The 15,302-nt window shown below is 56.4% G+C and carries 17 protein-coding genes and 1 riboswitch; of the genes, 2 read left to right on the top strand and 15 right to left on the bottom strand.

Annotated features, from left to right (window positions below; translation table 11 throughout):
• Nucleotides 1-303 precede the first annotated feature (303 nt).
• The 11 genes from CBW65_RS12870 to CBW65_RS12825 all read right to left on the bottom strand — a co-directional run bounded on the left by CBW65_RS12870 (nucleotide 304) and on the right by CBW65_RS12825 (nucleotide 10,018).
• Nucleotides 304-966, bottom strand: a complete 663-nt coding sequence (locus CBW65_RS12870; protein WP_198299613.1) for a hypothetical protein — start codon at nucleotides 964-966, stop codon at nucleotides 304-306.
• Entirely contained in the window at nucleotides 941-1,477 is a 537-nt protein-coding gene (locus CBW65_RS12865) for a 1,2-dihydroxy-3-keto-5-methylthiopentene dioxygenase (RefSeq protein ID WP_087457186.1), read from the bottom strand. Before CBW65_RS12865 ends, CBW65_RS12870 begins: the two co-directional genes overlap by 26 nt.
• Before the next feature lie 48 nt (nucleotides 1,478-1,525).
• Nucleotides 1,526-2,203: a methylthioribulose 1-phosphate dehydratase gene (mtnB, locus tag CBW65_RS12860; RefSeq protein ID WP_087457185.1), complete on the bottom strand. Its 678-nt coding sequence runs from the start codon at nucleotides 2,201-2,203 to the stop codon at nucleotides 1,526-1,528.
• On the bottom strand, nucleotides 2,200-2,880 hold the full coding sequence (locus CBW65_RS12855) for a 2-hydroxy-3-keto-5-methylthiopentenyl-1-phosphate phosphatase (RefSeq protein WP_087457184.1): 681 nt from the start codon (nucleotides 2,878-2,880) through the stop codon (nucleotides 2,200-2,202). Before CBW65_RS12855 ends, mtnB begins: the two co-directional genes overlap by 4 nt.
• Before the next feature lie 27 nt (nucleotides 2,881-2,907).
• Nucleotides 2,908-4,128: a 2,3-diketo-5-methylthiopentyl-1-phosphate enolase gene (locus tag CBW65_RS12850; protein WP_087457183.1), complete on the bottom strand. Its 1,221-nt coding sequence runs from the start codon at nucleotides 4,126-4,128 to the stop codon at nucleotides 2,908-2,910.
• 87 nt (nucleotides 4,129-4,215) lie between these two features.
• Nucleotides 4,216-4,329: riboswitch (SAM riboswitch) on the bottom strand.
• 79 nt (nucleotides 4,330-4,408) lie between these two features.
• The gene (locus CBW65_RS12845; protein WP_087457182.1) at nucleotides 4,409-5,575 is read right to left on the bottom strand and encodes a pyridoxal phosphate-dependent aminotransferase; all 1,167 of its coding nucleotides are present in this window, start codon (nucleotides 5,573-5,575) and stop codon (nucleotides 4,409-4,411) included.
• Nucleotides 5,576-5,703: 128 nt separating this feature from the next.
• A complete protein-coding gene (locus CBW65_RS12840) occupies nucleotides 5,704-6,399 on the bottom strand; it encodes a hypothetical protein (protein ID WP_087457181.1) in 696 nt (231 codons plus the stop codon).
• Nucleotides 6,400-6,499: 100 nt separating this feature from the next.
• Entirely contained in the window at nucleotides 6,500-7,093 is a 594-nt protein-coding gene (locus CBW65_RS12835) for a PCYCGC domain-containing protein (RefSeq protein ID WP_232463315.1), read from the bottom strand.
• 30 nt (nucleotides 7,094-7,123) lie between these two features.
• Nucleotides 7,124-9,310 carry a heavy metal translocating P-type ATPase gene (locus CBW65_RS12830; RefSeq protein WP_087457180.1) on the bottom strand — a complete coding sequence of 729 codons (2,187 nt, stop codon included), beginning with the start codon at nucleotides 9,308-9,310 and terminating at the stop codon, nucleotides 7,124-7,126.
• Nucleotides 9,311-9,396: 86 nt separating this feature from the next.
• Nucleotides 9,397-9,555 (bottom strand): hypothetical protein, encoded by a 159-nt coding sequence (locus CBW65_RS24250; protein WP_157721926.1) that lies wholly within the window; start codon nucleotides 9,553-9,555, stop codon nucleotides 9,397-9,399.
• Between the two features lie 103 nt (nucleotides 9,556-9,658).
• A complete protein-coding gene (locus CBW65_RS12825; RefSeq protein WP_408646488.1) occupies nucleotides 9,659-10,018 on the bottom strand; it encodes an ArsR/SmtB family transcription factor in 360 nt (119 codons plus the stop codon).
• 206 nt (nucleotides 10,019-10,224) lie between these two features.
• Between CBW65_RS12825 and CBW65_RS12820 the strand changes: the two genes are divergently transcribed.
• Nucleotides 10,225-10,512: a hypothetical protein gene (locus tag CBW65_RS12820; protein ID WP_087457179.1), complete on the top strand. Its 288-nt coding sequence runs from the start codon at nucleotides 10,225-10,227 to the stop codon at nucleotides 10,510-10,512.
• A 70-nt stretch (nucleotides 10,513-10,582) separates the two neighbouring features.
• Here the strand turns inward: CBW65_RS12820 and CBW65_RS12815 are convergent, their stop codons facing one another.
• Complete coding sequence (locus CBW65_RS12815) at nucleotides 10,583-12,130, bottom strand: multicopper oxidase family protein (protein WP_087459221.1); 1,548 nt, start codon at nucleotides 12,128-12,130, stop codon at nucleotides 10,583-10,585.
• A 146-nt stretch (nucleotides 12,131-12,276) separates the two neighbouring features.
• Between CBW65_RS12815 and CBW65_RS24245 the strand changes: the two genes are divergently transcribed.
• The gene (locus CBW65_RS24245; protein WP_157721925.1) at nucleotides 12,277-12,438 is read left to right on the top strand and encodes a hypothetical protein; all 162 of its coding nucleotides are present in this window, start codon (nucleotides 12,277-12,279) and stop codon (nucleotides 12,436-12,438) included.
• Nucleotides 12,439-12,504: 66 nt separating this feature from the next.
• Here CBW65_RS24245 and CBW65_RS12810 read toward each other — a convergent pair whose 3' ends face one another.
• From CBW65_RS12810 to CBW65_RS12800, 3 genes are read right to left on the bottom strand one after another with little or no spacing between them, the layout of a single operon-like run.
• Nucleotides 12,505-13,914 carry a sensor histidine kinase gene (locus CBW65_RS12810; RefSeq protein WP_087457178.1) on the bottom strand — a complete coding sequence of 470 codons (1,410 nt, stop codon included), beginning with the start codon at nucleotides 13,912-13,914 and terminating at the stop codon, nucleotides 12,505-12,507.
• Nucleotides 13,911-14,588, bottom strand: coding sequence for a response regulator transcription factor (locus CBW65_RS12805; RefSeq protein WP_087457177.1), 678 nt, complete (start codon nucleotides 14,586-14,588; stop codon nucleotides 13,911-13,913). Before CBW65_RS12805 ends, CBW65_RS12810 begins: the two co-directional genes overlap by 4 nt.
• A 28-nt stretch (nucleotides 14,589-14,616) precedes the next feature.
• Nucleotides 14,617-15,300 carry a prolipoprotein diacylglyceryl transferase family protein gene (locus tag CBW65_RS12800; protein ID WP_087457176.1) on the bottom strand — a complete coding sequence of 228 codons (684 nt, stop codon included), beginning with the start codon at nucleotides 15,298-15,300 and terminating at the stop codon, nucleotides 14,617-14,619.
• Nucleotides 15,301-15,302 lie beyond the last annotated feature (2 nt).

The raw sequence follows: 15,302 nt of genomic DNA, 5'->3' as shown, positions 1-15,302 counted from the left end.
AGGAGTTCCCCAATTTCCCCTTGTTATGTACTAAAACCCCATCATACACCGCTACTCAACTGTCTCTTATTGGGAAAAAACGATTTTCTACGGGATGATAACTGTGCCTTTTTATCGTTCTTTACAGTCTCGATTCTCTCTCACCACATTATGAATTTCAATGACTTTTACTGAACGCGATTGCAATAGCCGGTTGTACCTTTATGAAAGTTACTCGTTTTTTGGGAGATTACGTCCCCACAACGAACTAACTTTTTCGTCAAATTGGACTGAACATTCCCCGTTTAGTTTGTTATAAATCAGCTAGTAAAGTTTTGGTGGACATCCCTTATTTTCATATACAGTATCGACTAATTTCACCCACTTTCTCATAAGTTGTTTCCACTCTTGTTGTTTAAAATAAATGTCGAGATCATCATCGAGATCAAACTCTGGAAGGTATGTACCAATTACCCCCTTCTCCAATATGCCATCAGCCATTACACCTTTCTCTCTAAAAATTAAAATAGGCAATCCGATTTGAAAGGCCATTGCAGGTTCAATTTGGCAATAAGGACTTGTCAACCATTTCTCAGAAATGTCATAGGATTGGACGTTTTCTAGATCGGAATTTGGCTTCCCTGTCCCATCGTGAATGTATGCCCGTCTAAATGCAATAGTTAAAAGTCCATTTGATTCCACCATTAACCTTCGAATTGCTGTCAATGGAGCATCCATATCATAATCAGTTACTCCCAATGTTCTCGGTTGAAGCCCTTTACCCTCCAACTCCTCACATACTCTTTCGATGAATTTTTTTTGCTTTTGAGTAAAAGGAACAGGGTAGCTTAAAAAAACAGGTTTGTTCAATTTTCCAACCTCATTTCTGCCAAATATTTTTTTCAAGCTGTTCAAAGAAAAGCAGACAGGAAAACTGTCTGCTTTTTGTTTACTATTAATCTTACTTTTGCAACTCACTCTCATCATAAACCGCTACCCAACCATCCTTCGATTCAAAAATACGAATCGCCTTCACCTTGCGCAGGTCGGTCAAAGTAAACCAGTGGCGCGTATTGGTCGGCACCGAGATGAGGTCGCCCGGGTACAGGAACACGTCGTAATAAGTGTCGTCATTCGGGCCTTTCAGGGTGAAGATCGCTTCACCGTCGACGATGAAACGGACTTCGTCTTCGGTATGGTGGTGCTCATCTTTAAACTTGGTCAGCAGGTCTTCCAGGTTCGGGGTCTGGTCGGACAGCACGACGATGTCAGAAGACTTGTAACCGCGCTTCTCAGACAGTGCATCGATCTCCGGGCGGAAGGTGTCCAAGATCGCTGCTTGCAGCTCCGGAGTCACTTGGTAGTCTTCCTTCAGATTCTGCGGGAGCTTGGAGATATCCCAGTGCTCATAGACGATACCTTGGGAGTTGAGGTACGCGGACACTTCTTCCAGACCTTCGATGCGCTCATTGGTTTCAACAAAACGGATGGACGGCATGATGATTCCTCCTCGATAAAAGTGCTCTAAAAGTTCTCTGCTTCTAGTTTAACGCAAGTTGCCAACCGCTGCAGGCACTTCTCCTGCGGAACGCTGGAACTGCAGGTACTTGAACAGGTACTCAAACATGAACTCGAACGCCTGCACATGGCGTTTCGCAGACGCGACGCTGTCGCCCCAGGCGTAGATGCCGTGTTTGCGGATCAGCACGCCCGGCACGCGCGGGTCGAGGCGCTTGCCGATCTCGTCGGCCAGCTTCGGGATGTCGGCGAAGTTCTCCACAATCGGGATTTCGATCGTGGCGCCTTCTTCCCAGATGTTCAGGCCTTTGATCAGCTCCATATCGGAGATGACCACCGAACCCTGCTCGGCGAAAATCTCCGAGATCAGGTTGTTATAAATGGTGTGCACATGCAGCACCGAACCTGCCTCCGCGCCAATGCGCTTGTACACTTCCGCATGCACCAAGGTCTCGGCGGACGGCTTCAGCTGCGTCGCTTCCAGCGCTTTCGAATCCCCGTCAACGAACAAAATGTCGTGGATGGTGAGGTACTCTTTGTCTTTGCCGCTTGCGGTGACGCCAAACGTCAGCGGCTCGTGGCTCAGCTTGACCGACAAGTTGCCGCTTGTCGCCGGGAACCAGCCTTTGTTCGCAAAGTTTTGGGATACGTTGACCAATTGCTCCGCGATGCGGTAGCGCTCTTCCTGCAAGAATGTTTGGCTCATGACAAAACCTCCCCCTTTTGTTCGTTAATGAGTGTTTTCAGTGCCGCGATGCAGTCGTAAAACGTCGCAAATTCAGCGTGTTGAAGCCCCAGCTCCTGGCACTGCTTCAGCAAAAACGATCTCGCCAAAACGAAATCTGCCTGCTTCGCCGCCTGCAAGTCGGTGATCGAGTCGCCGATGACCACCTTAATGATCTCCTCATCAGGGAACTTGCGCATCACCGACGGCTTGCACATCCCGCAGCCGTTGGTGCAGTGCTCGTCACACGCATTCGGCCAGAGGATCTCGATCTGCTCACCTGCAAAATAACTGGCGTTGCAGTAGATCGGGTTTTCGATCCCAAACGGGGCGAGCAGCGGGAGGACGAAGAAGTCGATCCCGCCGCTGGTGACCCAAAAGTCGATGTTTTGCTCTTGGCAAAACTCAAGGAACTCGGCAAACCCTGCGCGGATCACCGCGACCTCCTGTGCGAAGGCCACGATGTCGTCCCGCTTAGCAGAAGAGATGCCGGCGAACAGCTGGCCGACGCCGGTCTGGATCGGGATCTCTTGTCCAAGAATCTGATCCTTGATCTGCTCCCACCCCGGAGCGCCGAACTGTTCCATGATCGTGATGATCATATCGCGCTCTGTAATCGTGCCGTCAAAGTCACAGAAGATCGTGATGCGTTTGCTCATGGCTGCCTGACTCCTTTTTCGAAAAAGTTATTTATTCCACAGCTCCAATGCTGTTTTCAATTCCGGTGCATGCTCTGCCGCTTCGGTCAACGTCTTGCCTGCCACCACCGCGTCGATCGCAGCGACGAACGCTCGTCCGCCCGCTGCCGAACCGCCCGGATGGCCGTGCACGCCGCCGCCTGCGTTGATGATCTGGTCGTTGCCGAGGTCATCGTACAGCTTGGTGACCAGACCCGGATGGATGCCGGCCGACGGCACCGGGAACGAGCGGTTGAGTCCGCTGTGTTCCGCACGCAGCGCTTGGGCGATCTTCAAGGTCTCGCCGCGCTCCATCGCCACCGAACCGTACGCCGACGGGTAGAGCACGAAGTCGGCACCCGCGATGCGCATCAGCTTGCCGAGTAGCACCGGCGCTGCGATGCCGTACTGTTCGGACGGGTACATCGCGCCGGCCATCGCCGGATGAGCCATGATCGGCACGGTGATCTTCGGATCGGCTGCCAGACGGTGCAGCACGTCATAGCCGTAGGTCAACACGTTCAGGAGCAGGGCGTTGGCGCCTGCATCGACCGCACGGCGCGCTTTGTCAAAAATTTCGGTGACCGGACCGGTCAGGTTGGCCGCGTAGAGCGTGAATTTGCCGGTCTGCTCTTTCGCGCGCTCCGCCGCCAGACGGCACGCTTCGATGCGCTTTTCGAACGGCGCATACGTTTCATCAAAGAAGATTTCGTCATCTTTGACCAAGTCAACGCCGCCAAGCGCTTGCTGGTAAAACGCTTCGGCCAGCGCGTCGATGTCGTAGCCGATCACCGATTTGAAAATGCTCATCAACAGCGGGCGGTTCTCGATGCCAAGCTGCTTGCGGATGCCGTCGATGCCGTATTTCGGGCCCGGGAACTTGCTTTGGAACGCCGGGGGCAATTCGATGTCGACGAGGCGGATTTTGCCGTCCATCGACAGTTTGCCAAACACCGAGGTGAGCAGGGCCGGGATGTCCGGGGTGAAGTTGATCGTCGGGTAGGCGACGGTGAGCAAAGTTTGGCTCAGGCCGTGTGCGTCCTGCCCGATCTCTTCGGCGGACACCACGTGGCCGAGGTGTTTTTGCATCGCGTCTTTGCGCGCTTCCGGAAGGTCGGTCCAGGAGCCGACGGTGAGACCTACTGCGATGCCTTGTGCTTTCTTCTGCCAATCGGTGCCCGGCTTGCCGTGCGCCAGGTAAGTAACATGAACGAATTCTTGTGTAGTCACGGGGCAGAAACTCCTTTGCTAAATGTTTTAAAATATAAAAAGCCTCTTTCTTTTTAAAGAAAGAGGCGACAGAATGTCTCGGTCAGCCTCTTATCTCTCAGGATGTTTTCCTGTAGGAATTAGCACCGTGTGATCATAGATTCATGAAAACCGGTTGCCGGGCATCGTAGGGCCAGTCCCTCCGCCTGCTCTGGATAAGAGTTGTCTCATATGTGTGAAAAGTTCTGAAGATGATATTACAACCTGCAGGGGTGTGTGTCAATGATTTTGCAAGAAGTTTTTAAATGGAAATCTTACACATCCGGTCGACCGCTTCCTGCAGACGCTCTTCGCTGGTCAGGAGGCCGACGCGCACATACCCTTCCCCGCTGGGGCCAAAACCAACGCCAGGAGCTACCATCACGTGCGCCTGCTCGAGCAGCGTGTTGGAGAATTCAACCGAGGTGAAGCCTTTCGGTACCGGCACCCACGTAAAGAAGGAGCCTTTCGGGTTCAACACGTCCCAGCCGGCTTTGCGCAGACCGCCGACAAACACGTCGCGGCGGCGCTCGTAGGTGGCAGCCAGATCATGCACGCAGTCTTGCGGCGAGGTCAGCGCCTTGACCGATGCGCGCTGGATGAACGCAGGCAAGGAGACGTAGTAGTGGTCTTGAATCAGGTTGATCAGCCCAACCACGTCTTTGTTGCCAAGCGCAAAGCCGACGCGCCAGCCTGCCATGTTGTACGTTTTGGACAAGGTGTAGAATTCGAGGCCAACTTCTTTCGCGCCGGGCGTCTGCAGGAACGAGACCGGTTTTTCCCCGTCAAAGCCAATCGCACCGTACGCGAAGTCGGACGCCACCACGATGTTGTGCTGTTCGGCAAAACGGACGGTGTCCTCGTAGAAGCTGCTCGGAGCGGTCGCCGAGGTCGGGTTGTTCGGGTAGTTGAGGAACATCAGCTTGGCTTTGGCCAGCTTGTCCGCCGGAATCTGGCTGTAGTCGGGCAGGAATGCGTTGTCGCGCAGCAGCGGCATCATCGTCATCTCCGCCCCGGACAGCGCCACGCCCGACCAGTAGTCCGGGTAGCCCGGGTCCGGGACAAGGCAGACATCGCCCGGGTTGAGCAGGCATTGCGAAATCTCGACAAGGCCGGTTTTGCCGCCGAAGAGGATCGCGACTTCGGTCGCCGGGTCGACGTCGACGTCAAACTCATTTTTGTACCAGGAGGCAATCGCCTGCTTCAGCTCGAACAGGCCGGAGAACGGCGGGTATTTGTGCGTCACCGGGTCGAGCACTTCATGGCGCAGCGATTCGACGATATGCGGCGGCGTCGGCAAATCCGGATTGCCTTGTCCGAGGTTGATCACATCGTGACCTGCTGCGATGTAGGAATTGACTTTCGCCACCATCGTGGAGAAAAACTGCGTGGGCAGCCCTTGCAGACGGTCAGCCGATTTTATGTTCATGGGTAAAGACCCCTTTCAGAAAAATTTCAGAAAAAATAACGATAGCAATCACTAAGTAAATACTATACAGCCAATTGAAATCGAAAGACAAGTCAAAAAAGACACTCTGCCGAGTGTCTTTTGCTTTCCTATTTATCCCAGTCGGTCGCAAAATAATATAAAGCTTGATCGTACGTCACGTTGTAGGCATAACCGGCAAACGGATTTTTCGCTTCATCAACGGCGGTGGTAAACGTGCCATAAGAGGACTCGAAGCTGTAGTCGCGGGAAGCAAACATGTGGACATGGTCGCCCGTCCAGCACAGTCCGCCCGAAGCGTTGTAGAGGTATGTGCCGTCCGGTCCGTTCCAGACTTGGGAGGTCCATTCGGTCACGCGCCCGTTCCAGTCGCTGTCGACCGCCGTCCACGAGCCGATCTTGTTGTTTTGCGTGTGCAGCATGACGAGATAGCCGAGATACTTTTTCGCTTTGCCGGGCGGGGTGACCCAGATGTCGACGACATAGCGGTTGCCGCTGAGCGCGTTTTGTGAGCAGGCGGTGATGTTGTTGTTGTACCCGTTAAAATGCACTTGGGAGCCGCCCGGCAGTCCGACGAGATCGACCGCCAAAGCTGTGCCGCCTTCGTTGCCTCCTTTGTTGATGTCGGTCGGATAGAGCCCGGACGCCCCTTCCGTGTAGGTGTGATACTCGGCGGTGACAGCAGTTCCGGCCGTCGGGAACGGTTGATAGACATACACATTGCCCGGCGAATAAGCGGATGCAGTGCCCGTCCAGATCGTTGCGAGCAGGAGTGCAGATGCGGCGAGACCTGTAGTTTTCTTCATTTTGTGACCCACCTTTTTATTTATTTTGAAATTATTTATAGTCTAACATGAAAAAGAGGCCGTTGAGAAGATCTCAACAGCCTCTTGGTATTTGTTTGAATTAGGACGGCATCGGCGTCGGCGTCGGTTTTGCGTAGCCTTCTTTGTACTTCGCGTCGATGATGTCACGGATTTCTTTGACCGTCTTGCCTTCTTTTTTCAGCTCAGCAGACTCCAGCGCGATGTTCATGCAGGTATCGCAGCGGGTGCCGTGATCGTCCCAGACCACTTCGCCGTTGGCGCGAACGTCTTTGACGAAGCACTCGGCGTTGCTCTTGTGGCCGGCATGGTCGCCGCAGCCGCAGTAGCACGGCATGTTTTTCAGCACGTCGACGTTTTCGACAGCTGCCACGTACGCCTGTTTGATCTTGGTGTTTTTCTGGATCAGGAACTGCGGGTAGGACTTAGCGCCTGCCGTCACTTCCTGGATGTCGCCGATCGCGGTCAATTTGACCGATTCGCCGACTTTCAGGGACTTGTACGCTTCAGCTTGAGCACCTGCCGGGTGCTGGCCTTTGACCGGTCCGCCCTGCGTGCCGTGGTCGGAGTGTCCCGCGTGTTCATCGGTCGTCGCGGCTTGGTCAGAAGTGCCGCAGCCAGTCGCGATGGTCATTACCATCATGCCGGCAAATACAATCTTGGTCATCTTGTTCATGTTCGTTGCTGCCTCCCTTTCTGATCTCGGTTATCGTTGTTTGATGAGTCTCATGCCGTTTAAGATGACGAGCAGCGCTGCTCCTGTGTCTGCGAACACCGCCATCCAGAGGTTGGACAGGCCGGCGATGGTCAGCAGCAGGAACGCAAGCTTGACGAGCAGTGAGAACCAGATGTTTTGCTTGATGATGCCCAGTGCTTTACGGCTGAGCCGGACGGTAAACGGCAGTTTGCCGATGTCATCCGACATGAGCACGATGTCTGCTGTCTCCAGTGCGATATCGGTTCCTGCACCGCCCATGGCGATTCCGATGTCGGACGCCGCAAGGGCTGGCGAGTCGTTGATGCCATCACCAACCATGGCAACCAGGCGGTGATGCTGTTTGAGTTCGGTGATGCGTGCGAGCTTTTGCTCGGGGAGCAAGTCGCCGTGGTACTCGCCGATGCCAACTTGGTTGGCGATCGACTTGGCGATGCGGGCGTGGTCTCCGGTCAACATCACTGTATATGCAATGCCCGCTTGTTTTAGTCTGGCGATCGTGTTTTCACTGTCTTCGCGCACCGTATCGGCGACGGCGATCAGGCCGATCACGCGGCGCTCATCGGCGATCAGCATCACGGTGCGGCCCTGTTCGTGTTGCACAGACAGGACGGTCTTGAGCTTCTCCGTACCTTCGTAGCCGAGCTCCTGCATCCAAGACGGCTTGCCAATGCGGTACAGGCTGCCTTCGAGACGGCCTTGCGCACCTTTGCCGGCGACCGCCTGGAACTCTTGCACGGGGAGGTGGCGGATGCCTTTCTCCTCGCTGAGCCGGGTGATGGCGCGGGCCAAAGGATGCTCGGAGCGCGCTTCGATGGAAGCGGCGAGGGTGAGCAGGCGCTCTTTGTAGATGCCGTCGAACGGTTCGACGAAGACGACGACCGGCTTGCCTTGGGTCAGCGTGCCTGTCTTATCGAACGCGATGGCGCGAATCCGCCCCATCAGTTCGAGGAACGCGCCGCCTTTGATCAGCACGCCTTGTTTGGCCGCATTGCCGATGGCGGCGACGATGGCGACAGGCGTGGAGATGACGAGGGCGCACGGGCAGGCGATGACGAGCAAGGCGAGTGCACGGTAGATCCATTCGCTGAAGGGGTCGCCGGTAAACAGCGGAGGCAACACTGCGATCAGGATGGCGAGCAGCACGACGATGGGTGTGTAGTAGGTCGCAAAGCGGTCGACAAATTGCTGCGACGGCGCTTTCTGTTCTTGTGCTTCTTCCACCAAGTATATCATGCGGTTGAGGGTGGAATCTTCGACTTTTTTGGTCACAATCACTTCCAAACCGCCCGTTTCGTTGAGCGTGCCTGCGAATACTTCGTCTCCCTGCTGTTTCAGCACAGGAATGGACTCGCCGGTGACGGGCGCCTGGTTGACGGTGGACGTGCCCGCTTCCACTTGTCCGTCCATCGGGATGCGTTCGCCGGGGCGGACGAGGATCAGGTCGCCGATCTGCAGAGAGTCGACGGGGACGGTGAGTTCAGCGCCGTTTCGTCTGACCAGCGCTTCTTTCGGTGCGAAGCCGATCAGCGAGCGGATCGAGCGGCGTGTGCGCTCCATGGTACTGGCCTGCAGCCAGTTGCCGACGGAGAAGAGAAAGACGACGGTGGCGCCTTCCGACCATTCGCCGATCGCAGCCGCTCCGATCGCGGCGACGGTCATCAGGAAGTTCATGTCGAGCGTAAAAGATTTCAAGGCATAATATCCGGCCCGGGCTGCGTAGAACCCGCCGCTGAGGATGGCGATGGTATACAAAAGGATCGCGGCCGATTCTGACCAGCCGGCGTATTCTGTGACGAGGCCTGCGCCGAGGAACAGGCCGGAGACGGCGGTGAGGATGGCGCGTTTGTTGCGTTCCCAGTAAGAAGGCTGTGTTACGTCGCCGTCGTGGACTGGGAGATCAGGGTCTTGCAGGGTGGTGTCGAGAACGGTGGCGCGGTAGCCGACATCGCTGACCGTCTTTTGGATGCTGTCGAGCGGGGCGGTGTGGACGACGGTCATCTTGGTCGTGTTGAAGCTGACCGCCACTTCGCGGACGCCGTCCAGCTTGTTCATTACGCGCTGCACCGTGCGCGCGCATTCCCCGCAGTCCATGCCGTCCACCCGAAAGACGGAGCGCGCTTCGCCCGGTTCCAAGCCGCTCTGGGCCGGTTCGTCTTGCGGTGTGTCGGAGAGCATTGTCAACTCTTCGAATCCGGAGTCGGCGGCGCAGCAGGCAGAACTCTCAGAGGAGCAGCAGCTTGAAGCGCTGTCCGAGAGCAAAATCAGTTCGTCAGCACCGAGTTGGTCGTGGTCGTGCGAGTGACCATGTTCGTGTGCATGATCATGTTCGTGTGCATGACCGTGTTCGTGTGCATGACCATGTTCGTGTGCATGACCATGTTCGTGTGCATGACCATGTTCGTGTGCATGACCGTGTTCATTTGCATGATCCTTCTCGCTTGCATGTTCGTGTTCGCTCGAATGCCCTTTCTTAACATCTTCCCCGTGTTTGTCCGGCATATGTGTCTCCTCCTCTCAGCGTGGCTATCTATGTGAGACGTGTTCGAGACCGGTCTTGAAGAGCGTCAGGATGTGGTGGTCATCGATGCTGTAGTAGGCCACGCGGCCTTCTTTTCTGCGCTTGATGATGCGCAGGTTGCGCAAGGTGCGCAGTTGGTGGGAGATCGCCGACTGGGTCATGCCAAGCACGGCAGCCAGGTCACAGACGCACATCTCCGACTGCACCAGCGCATGGATGATCCGCACGCGGGTCGCATCCCCTAACGCCTGAAAAATCGTCGCCAGCTCCGCCACCTGTTCCTCCGGCAGCTCGGCCGACTTTACCTTGTCCACGGTATCCCCGTGGATCACATTACAGCAAGTCGTATCCATCTTGGCTTCCACGCGAGAATCCCTCCTTTGTCCACCCAGTATATGATGATATGTGAGCAAGTGTTCATATATTTGCCCTTAAGATATCGTACCCGTCCTTTTCTGTCAATTCTTTGCCTATTTTTACAAACCTAGATTAAAAATCAGCAGATGCGGAACGCTTGTACGCCGCCATTTTCGTAGGATGTCGTAAACGCAAAAAAGGAGGTTCCTGCTCCATGGCAATGTCTTATCAGCACGCACGCGGCTACCTTGGCAAAACGGTTGTCGCTCACTGCCACGACGGCCGCCACATCGGCGTTGTCCGCAACGTCACCCGTGACGGCATCTGGCTTGAACGCATGGGCGGACAGGTCTCGGCGGAAAGCAACATGCTGCGCGTGGAAACTGCTGACCGCGCCGGGCAAGTCGACGCGCAAGAAGTGTTCTGGCCGCTGCTGTTCCTTCCGTTTGCCACAATGTTTGCCCTCTCTCCGTGGTACGGCGGCTACGGCTACTACTGGTAATCCCGGTTCTGCACAAGCAAAAGACCAACGCTCTCCATCGGGCGTTGGTCTTTTGCTGTCCTGCTGCACGCTATTCCGAACGGTTCCCCGCCTTCGGATCAGGCACAAAGCCCGGCTGATACCCGTCATATTCCACCGTGGTCATCATGCCTGCCGCCGCATGGTGCAAGTCATGGCAGTGGAACATCCAGTTGCCGTCATTGTCGGCGGTAAACGCCACTTCATACGTCTCTCCCGGCTTCACGTTTAGCGTATCCTTCAAAAGCGGCGTCCCTTGCAGCGGCTGACCGTTTTTGCTGAGCACTTGGAAAAAGTGGCCGTGCAAATGCATCGGATGATCGCTGGTGCCTTCGTTGGTCATCGCGACTTTCACGACCTGCCCTTTTTTCACACGCAGCGGAGGTATGTCCGGATGAATGTTGCCGTTGATCGTGTAGACTTCCTGCGATTTGCCGTCTTTGTGCACCACTTTGTTGTTCAGGAGCAAGGTTGTCTCCAGATCATATTTCACGTTCGCGTTGACCGACGCTGCTTTGCCGTATGCGGTGATATCGAGCGGCGACAGTTCGACAGCAGGTGCTGCATACTCATGGCTGTCGTTGCCATCCACCTCCACATGTACCGCCATGTCCGCTTTGGCTGGCGAATCATTGGCGCAGAGGATGCCAAAATTCGCTCCGGCCGTCAGCTCCACGTCATAGCGCTCGCCCGGCGCAATCGCCAGCAAGGCACCGCTAACGTCCGGGCTGCTTTGCAAGGGCTGGCCATCGAGGTGGGTGATCTTGAACGTCTGGTTGGTCAGGTTCAGCTGGTGCGTTTGGAACCCGGCGTTGATCAGGCGGAGCTTGATCTTCTCGCCTTTCTTCACCTGCAGCGGCTCGATCTCGCCGCCTGCTTTGCCGTTGACGGTAAAAATGTTGTACATCTGCTGCATCATTTCATCATGGCTCAGCGCCGGAGCGGACGTGTCGGAGTGCCCGCTGTGATCCATCCCGGAAGTGGTCCCGCCTCCATGTCCGCTGTGACCTGTCGCTTCCTGCTCAGCCCCAAGCATCTCCGTCGACCACTCATCGAGCAGCAGCGTGAACTCGCGGTCGTACTTCACCTTCTGCTCCTTCGACTCGACGACCAGAGCGCCGTACAGCCCGCGATCCACCTGAGTGGCGCTGTCCTGATGCGAGTGATACCAGTACGTCCCCGGCACCGTTGCCGTAAACTCATACGTAAACGACGCCCCCGGCTGCACCGCATTTTGCGTCACGCCGGGAATCCCGTCCATCGCGTTTGGCACCGGATAGCCGTGCCAATGAATGCTGACCGGCTGCTCCAGCGTGTTTTTCAACACCACTTTCACCCGCTCGCCTTCCTGCACGCGCAGCTCCGATCCCGGCACCGATCCGTTGAACGTCCAGGCGGAGATCTTCTCCCCCGCTTTCAGTTCCCACTTCGCTTCACGCGCTTCCACCACATATTCCTGATACGCGCCTTGCGCATCCTGTTTCTCCACGCCCTGCAACACTTCGGTGCTCGCCTGCTTCGTCAACACATCATAGCCCCCGTAGGCGGCGGCGATGACCGCAAGCCCGCTGAAGAGGGACAGCATGATCGTTTTGCTCATTTTGTTCATCGTGACTCCTCCACTTCCCTGATCTTCTGCCCCTAGCATATCCGGCAATTGTGTTGAAATCGTGTACATTCGGTCATACACCTCTACACCACACCGTATACATAAAGCACATTTCTCAGGGTGAAGGGGGTAACAAAATGCTTGTCATTCCCAAAATCATCATCCAACTCTGCCTGATTCTTGTCATCGCCCGCTGCGGGTATGTCGGGTTTCAACTGATCAATCATTCCAAGAAAAACTGGCTGGAGATCCTGTTCAACTTCGCCGTCGCCATCATTGCGCTGAATATCCTTTTATAACGACAGATACACAAAAATGCCGAATCCACCTGCGCGGATTCGGCATTATTTCCCCGGAAATCTTCTTCATTCGACACGCGAAAGAGTCGAAGCAAGGGGCACGGTGAAGAAAAACGTCGTGCCCTTGCCCTCTTCGCTCCCCACCCAGATCTGGCCGCCATGCCGGTCGACAATCCCTTTCACGATCGACAAGCCCAAGCCCATACCGCCTTTCGCCCGGTTGCGCGACTTATCGACCCGGTAAAAGCGGTCGAACACATGCGGCAAATTCCGCGCCGGGATGCCGATGCCCGTATCCTGCACACGCACCTGCAGATCATCCTCATTCGCCTCATACTTCACCAGCACCCGGCCTCCTTGCGGCGTGTACTGGATGGCGTTGGTCAGCAGATTGAGCAGCACCTGCTCCAAACGATCCGGATCGCCGATCACAAAAAGCTGCCCTTGCTGCCCCCGCTCGATGCGCAGCTCGATACCTTTTTCCTGTGCGGCCGGCAGCATCTTGGCGGTCGTCTCCCGGACCACTTTTTGAAAATCGGTACGGACGAGCACCACCTTCATGCCTTCCCCTTGCGCGCCGGTCAGATCGGTCAATTCGCTGACCAGCCGCTGCAGACGCTGCGATTCGCGGACGATCAGAGCGAGGTACTTTTTGCGCTCCGCTTCATCTTGCACCCAGTTTTCTTCTAGGACCTGGCTGTAGCCTTGGATGTACGACAGCGGCGTGCGCAGCTCATGTGTGACGTCAGCCAAAAATTCCTGCTGCTGCTCCTCATGGTGCTGCAGGCGGCTGGCCAGCTCATTGATCGACTGCGCCAGTTGCCCGACCTCATCCTGTCCGCTTTCCGCCACCCGCGCCTGATAGTTGCGATTGGCGAGCAGTCGCGTGACGTCTTTCATTTTGATCATAGGCGCGACCATCTGCCCGGCCATCGTGTAGAGCAGCCAGCCGGCCAGCACCAGTGCACCTGTGGCCAGTGTGGCGATCATCACGCGAAACTTCGCCAATGCAGCATTAACCGGCTCCATCGACGCAAACATCAGCAGGGCGCCGTGAATTTCCCCTTCTGTCCCGTGAATGGGCCGGGCGGTGAAGTAGAACAGTTCCTCCTGTCCCGACGGAGCCTGCGTGCTGTTCCCTGTCGCGCCGAGCAGGACGCTCTGCACCATCTCCCACTGCAGCAGATCTTGCGTGGTCGCTGCTGACAGCGTGGAGATCACCACCTGCCCCGATTCATCGAGCAGCAGATAGTCGCGGATCGACACTTCGCTGAGCGACTCGATGATGCTCTGCAGATGGTGCTGGCGGTCATCGTCGGGCAGATGGCTCAGCTTTTGGCTCTCCTCGTTCAGTTCGTCGACCAGATGATCCATGTACAGCTCCCGCACCTGCTGATCAACCAGCAAGGTCAGCGGGATCAGCACGGCCAGAAAGATGGCGAACTGCATCAAGACCACTTTGCGCCGAATGTTCATGACGTCGCTCCTTCGAACTTATAGCCAAAGCCCCAGACTGTCGCGACCCAGTTGCCGTCGCCGCCCGCCTCGCGCAGTTTGAGCCGCACTTTTTTGATGTGCGTGTCGACCGCCCGCAGGTCGCCCATGTAATCATAGCCCCAGAGCCGGTCGACCAACTGCTCGCGGGAAAACACCTGGCCGGGGTGCATCGCCAGAAACTCCAGCAGCTCATATTCTTTCGGCGTTAAGTCCAGCAGATTGTCTTCCACCCGCACCTCTTTTGACGTGCGGTCGAGCACGAGGCTGCCGCGGCGGAGCAGGTTTTTGTTATTTTCAACGGGACGGCGCAACAGCGCCTGCACGCGTGCGATCAACTCGCGCATGTCGAACGGCTTGAGCAGGTAGTCGCTCGCCCCGAGGTTCAGCCCTTTCACGCGGTCTTCCACCGCGCCCCGCGCTGACAAAATCAAAGTTGGCGTCTCACCGCGCAGCTCCTGCAGTACGTCCCAGCCGTCCACCTCCGGCATCATCAGATCCAAAATCAGCACATCGACCGCTTCCCGCCGCAATGCGTCGATCGCCGCCGCGCCGTTTTCCGCTTCCAGCACCTCATAGCCCTGGCTCTTCAGCGCGATCTTCAGCAGCGTCCGCATATCCGCCTCATCATCAGCGATCAAAATCCGCTCCGCCACACCGTCTCCTCCTAACAAAAAAGCTGCCTCAGGCAGCCTTTTCCCGCATATTCAAGAATCCGGCCGCCACGAGCAGCAGCCACAACCATTGCACAGCCGCCAAGCCAAACTGCGTGTACGGATGCACCTGCAGCAGCGACAACAGCAAAAGCCCGCCGCCGAGCAAGCCCAGCGACAGATACCCGCTCCGCCGCAACGCCAAAATGAGTAACGCCAGCGCGGCCTGGTACAGATTTAACGGGTGATATGTGTTCTCCCCGTGCTCGACCGCCCATGGCAGGGCGGACTGCACGCCTGCTTCCGCGTAGCACAAGGCATACACCGCAAATCCCCATATGAAAGACTTCGCGACCGCGTCGCCCGCTTCCCACAGGCGAAACTTGTATTTGCGCTGCCACCAAACGCCTGTCAAAACTGCAAACGCCAGGCCCAGCCCGCCGCCGTACGGCACTTCCCCGTTGACCAGCGTCAGGATCGGATGGGCGAACGACTCGGCCGGCGCGTAGACAAAAGACAGCAGGCGCGGCGTGAACACCCACACCGCCGCCATCCAGAACAGCGCGTCGACCAGCTTTTCACCGTCGCCGCCCCGCTTGTTGAACTCCCGTTTTATCACAAAGACAAACACAGCAAACGCCAGCAGCAAGCCCAGCGGTCCGGAATCATCGAGCGCGATCGGCCCGATGTGCCAGCCAAACGGCAAAATCGACATAA

This window comes from Tumebacillus avium (assembly GCF_002162355.1).
Classification (GTDB): domain Bacteria; phylum Bacillota; class Bacilli; order Tumebacillales; family Tumebacillaceae; genus Tumebacillus_A; species Tumebacillus_A avium.
This window is presented reverse-complemented; position numbering and strand designations above follow the sequence as displayed.

What these genes read in the sequence shown, in the direction of transcription:
- CBW65_RS12810 (WP_087457178.1), bottom strand. Translation starts at nt 13,914, where the DNA reads ATGAACATTCGGCGCAAAGTGGTCTTGATGCAGTTCGCCATCTTTCTG.
- mtnB (WP_087457185.1), bottom strand. Translation starts at nt 2,203, where the DNA reads ATGAGCCAAACATTCTTGCAGGAAGAGCGCTACCGCATCGCGGAGCAA.
- CBW65_RS12815 (WP_087459221.1), bottom strand. Translation starts at nt 12,130, where the DNA reads ATGAGCAAAACGATCATGCTGTCCCTCTTCAGCGGGCTTGCGGTCATC.
- CBW65_RS12865 (WP_087457186.1), bottom strand. Translation starts at nt 1,477, where the DNA reads ATGCCGTCCATCCGTTTTGTTGAAACCAATGAGCGCATCGAAGGTCTG.
- CBW65_RS24245 (WP_157721925.1), top strand. Translation starts at nt 12,277, where the DNA reads ATGCTTGTCATTCCCAAAATCATCATCCAACTCTGCCTGATTCTTGTC.
- CBW65_RS12800 (WP_087457176.1), bottom strand. Translation starts at nt 15,300, where the DNA reads ATGTCGATTTTGCCGTTTGGCTGGCACATCGGGCCGATCGCGCTCGAT.
- CBW65_RS12835 (WP_232463315.1), bottom strand. Translation starts at nt 7,093, where the DNA reads ATGAACAAGATGACCAAGATTGTATTTGCCGGCATGATGGTAATGACC.
- CBW65_RS12820 (WP_087457179.1), top strand. Translation starts at nt 10,225, where the DNA reads ATGGCAATGTCTTATCAGCACGCACGCGGCTACCTTGGCAAAACGGTT.
- CBW65_RS12830 (WP_087457180.1), bottom strand. Translation starts at nt 9,310, where the DNA reads ATGCTCTCCGACACACCGCAAGACGAACCGGCCCAGAGCGGCTTGGAA.
- CBW65_RS24250 (WP_157721926.1), bottom strand. Translation starts at nt 9,555, where the DNA reads ATGAACACGGTCATGCACACGAACATGGTCATGCACACGAACATGGTC.
- CBW65_RS12845 (WP_087457182.1), bottom strand. Translation starts at nt 5,575, where the DNA reads ATGAACATAAAATCGGCTGACCGTCTGCAAGGGCTGCCCACGCAGTTT.
- CBW65_RS12855 (WP_087457184.1), bottom strand. Translation starts at nt 2,880, where the DNA reads ATGAGCAAACGCATCACGATCTTCTGTGACTTTGACGGCACGATTACA.
- CBW65_RS12870 (WP_198299613.1), bottom strand. Translation starts at nt 966, where the DNA reads ATGATGAGAGTGAGTTGCAAAAGTAAGATTAATAGTAAACAAAAAGCA.
- CBW65_RS12840 (WP_087457181.1), bottom strand. Translation starts at nt 6,399, where the DNA reads ATGAAGAAAACTACAGGTCTCGCCGCATCTGCACTCCTGCTCGCAACG.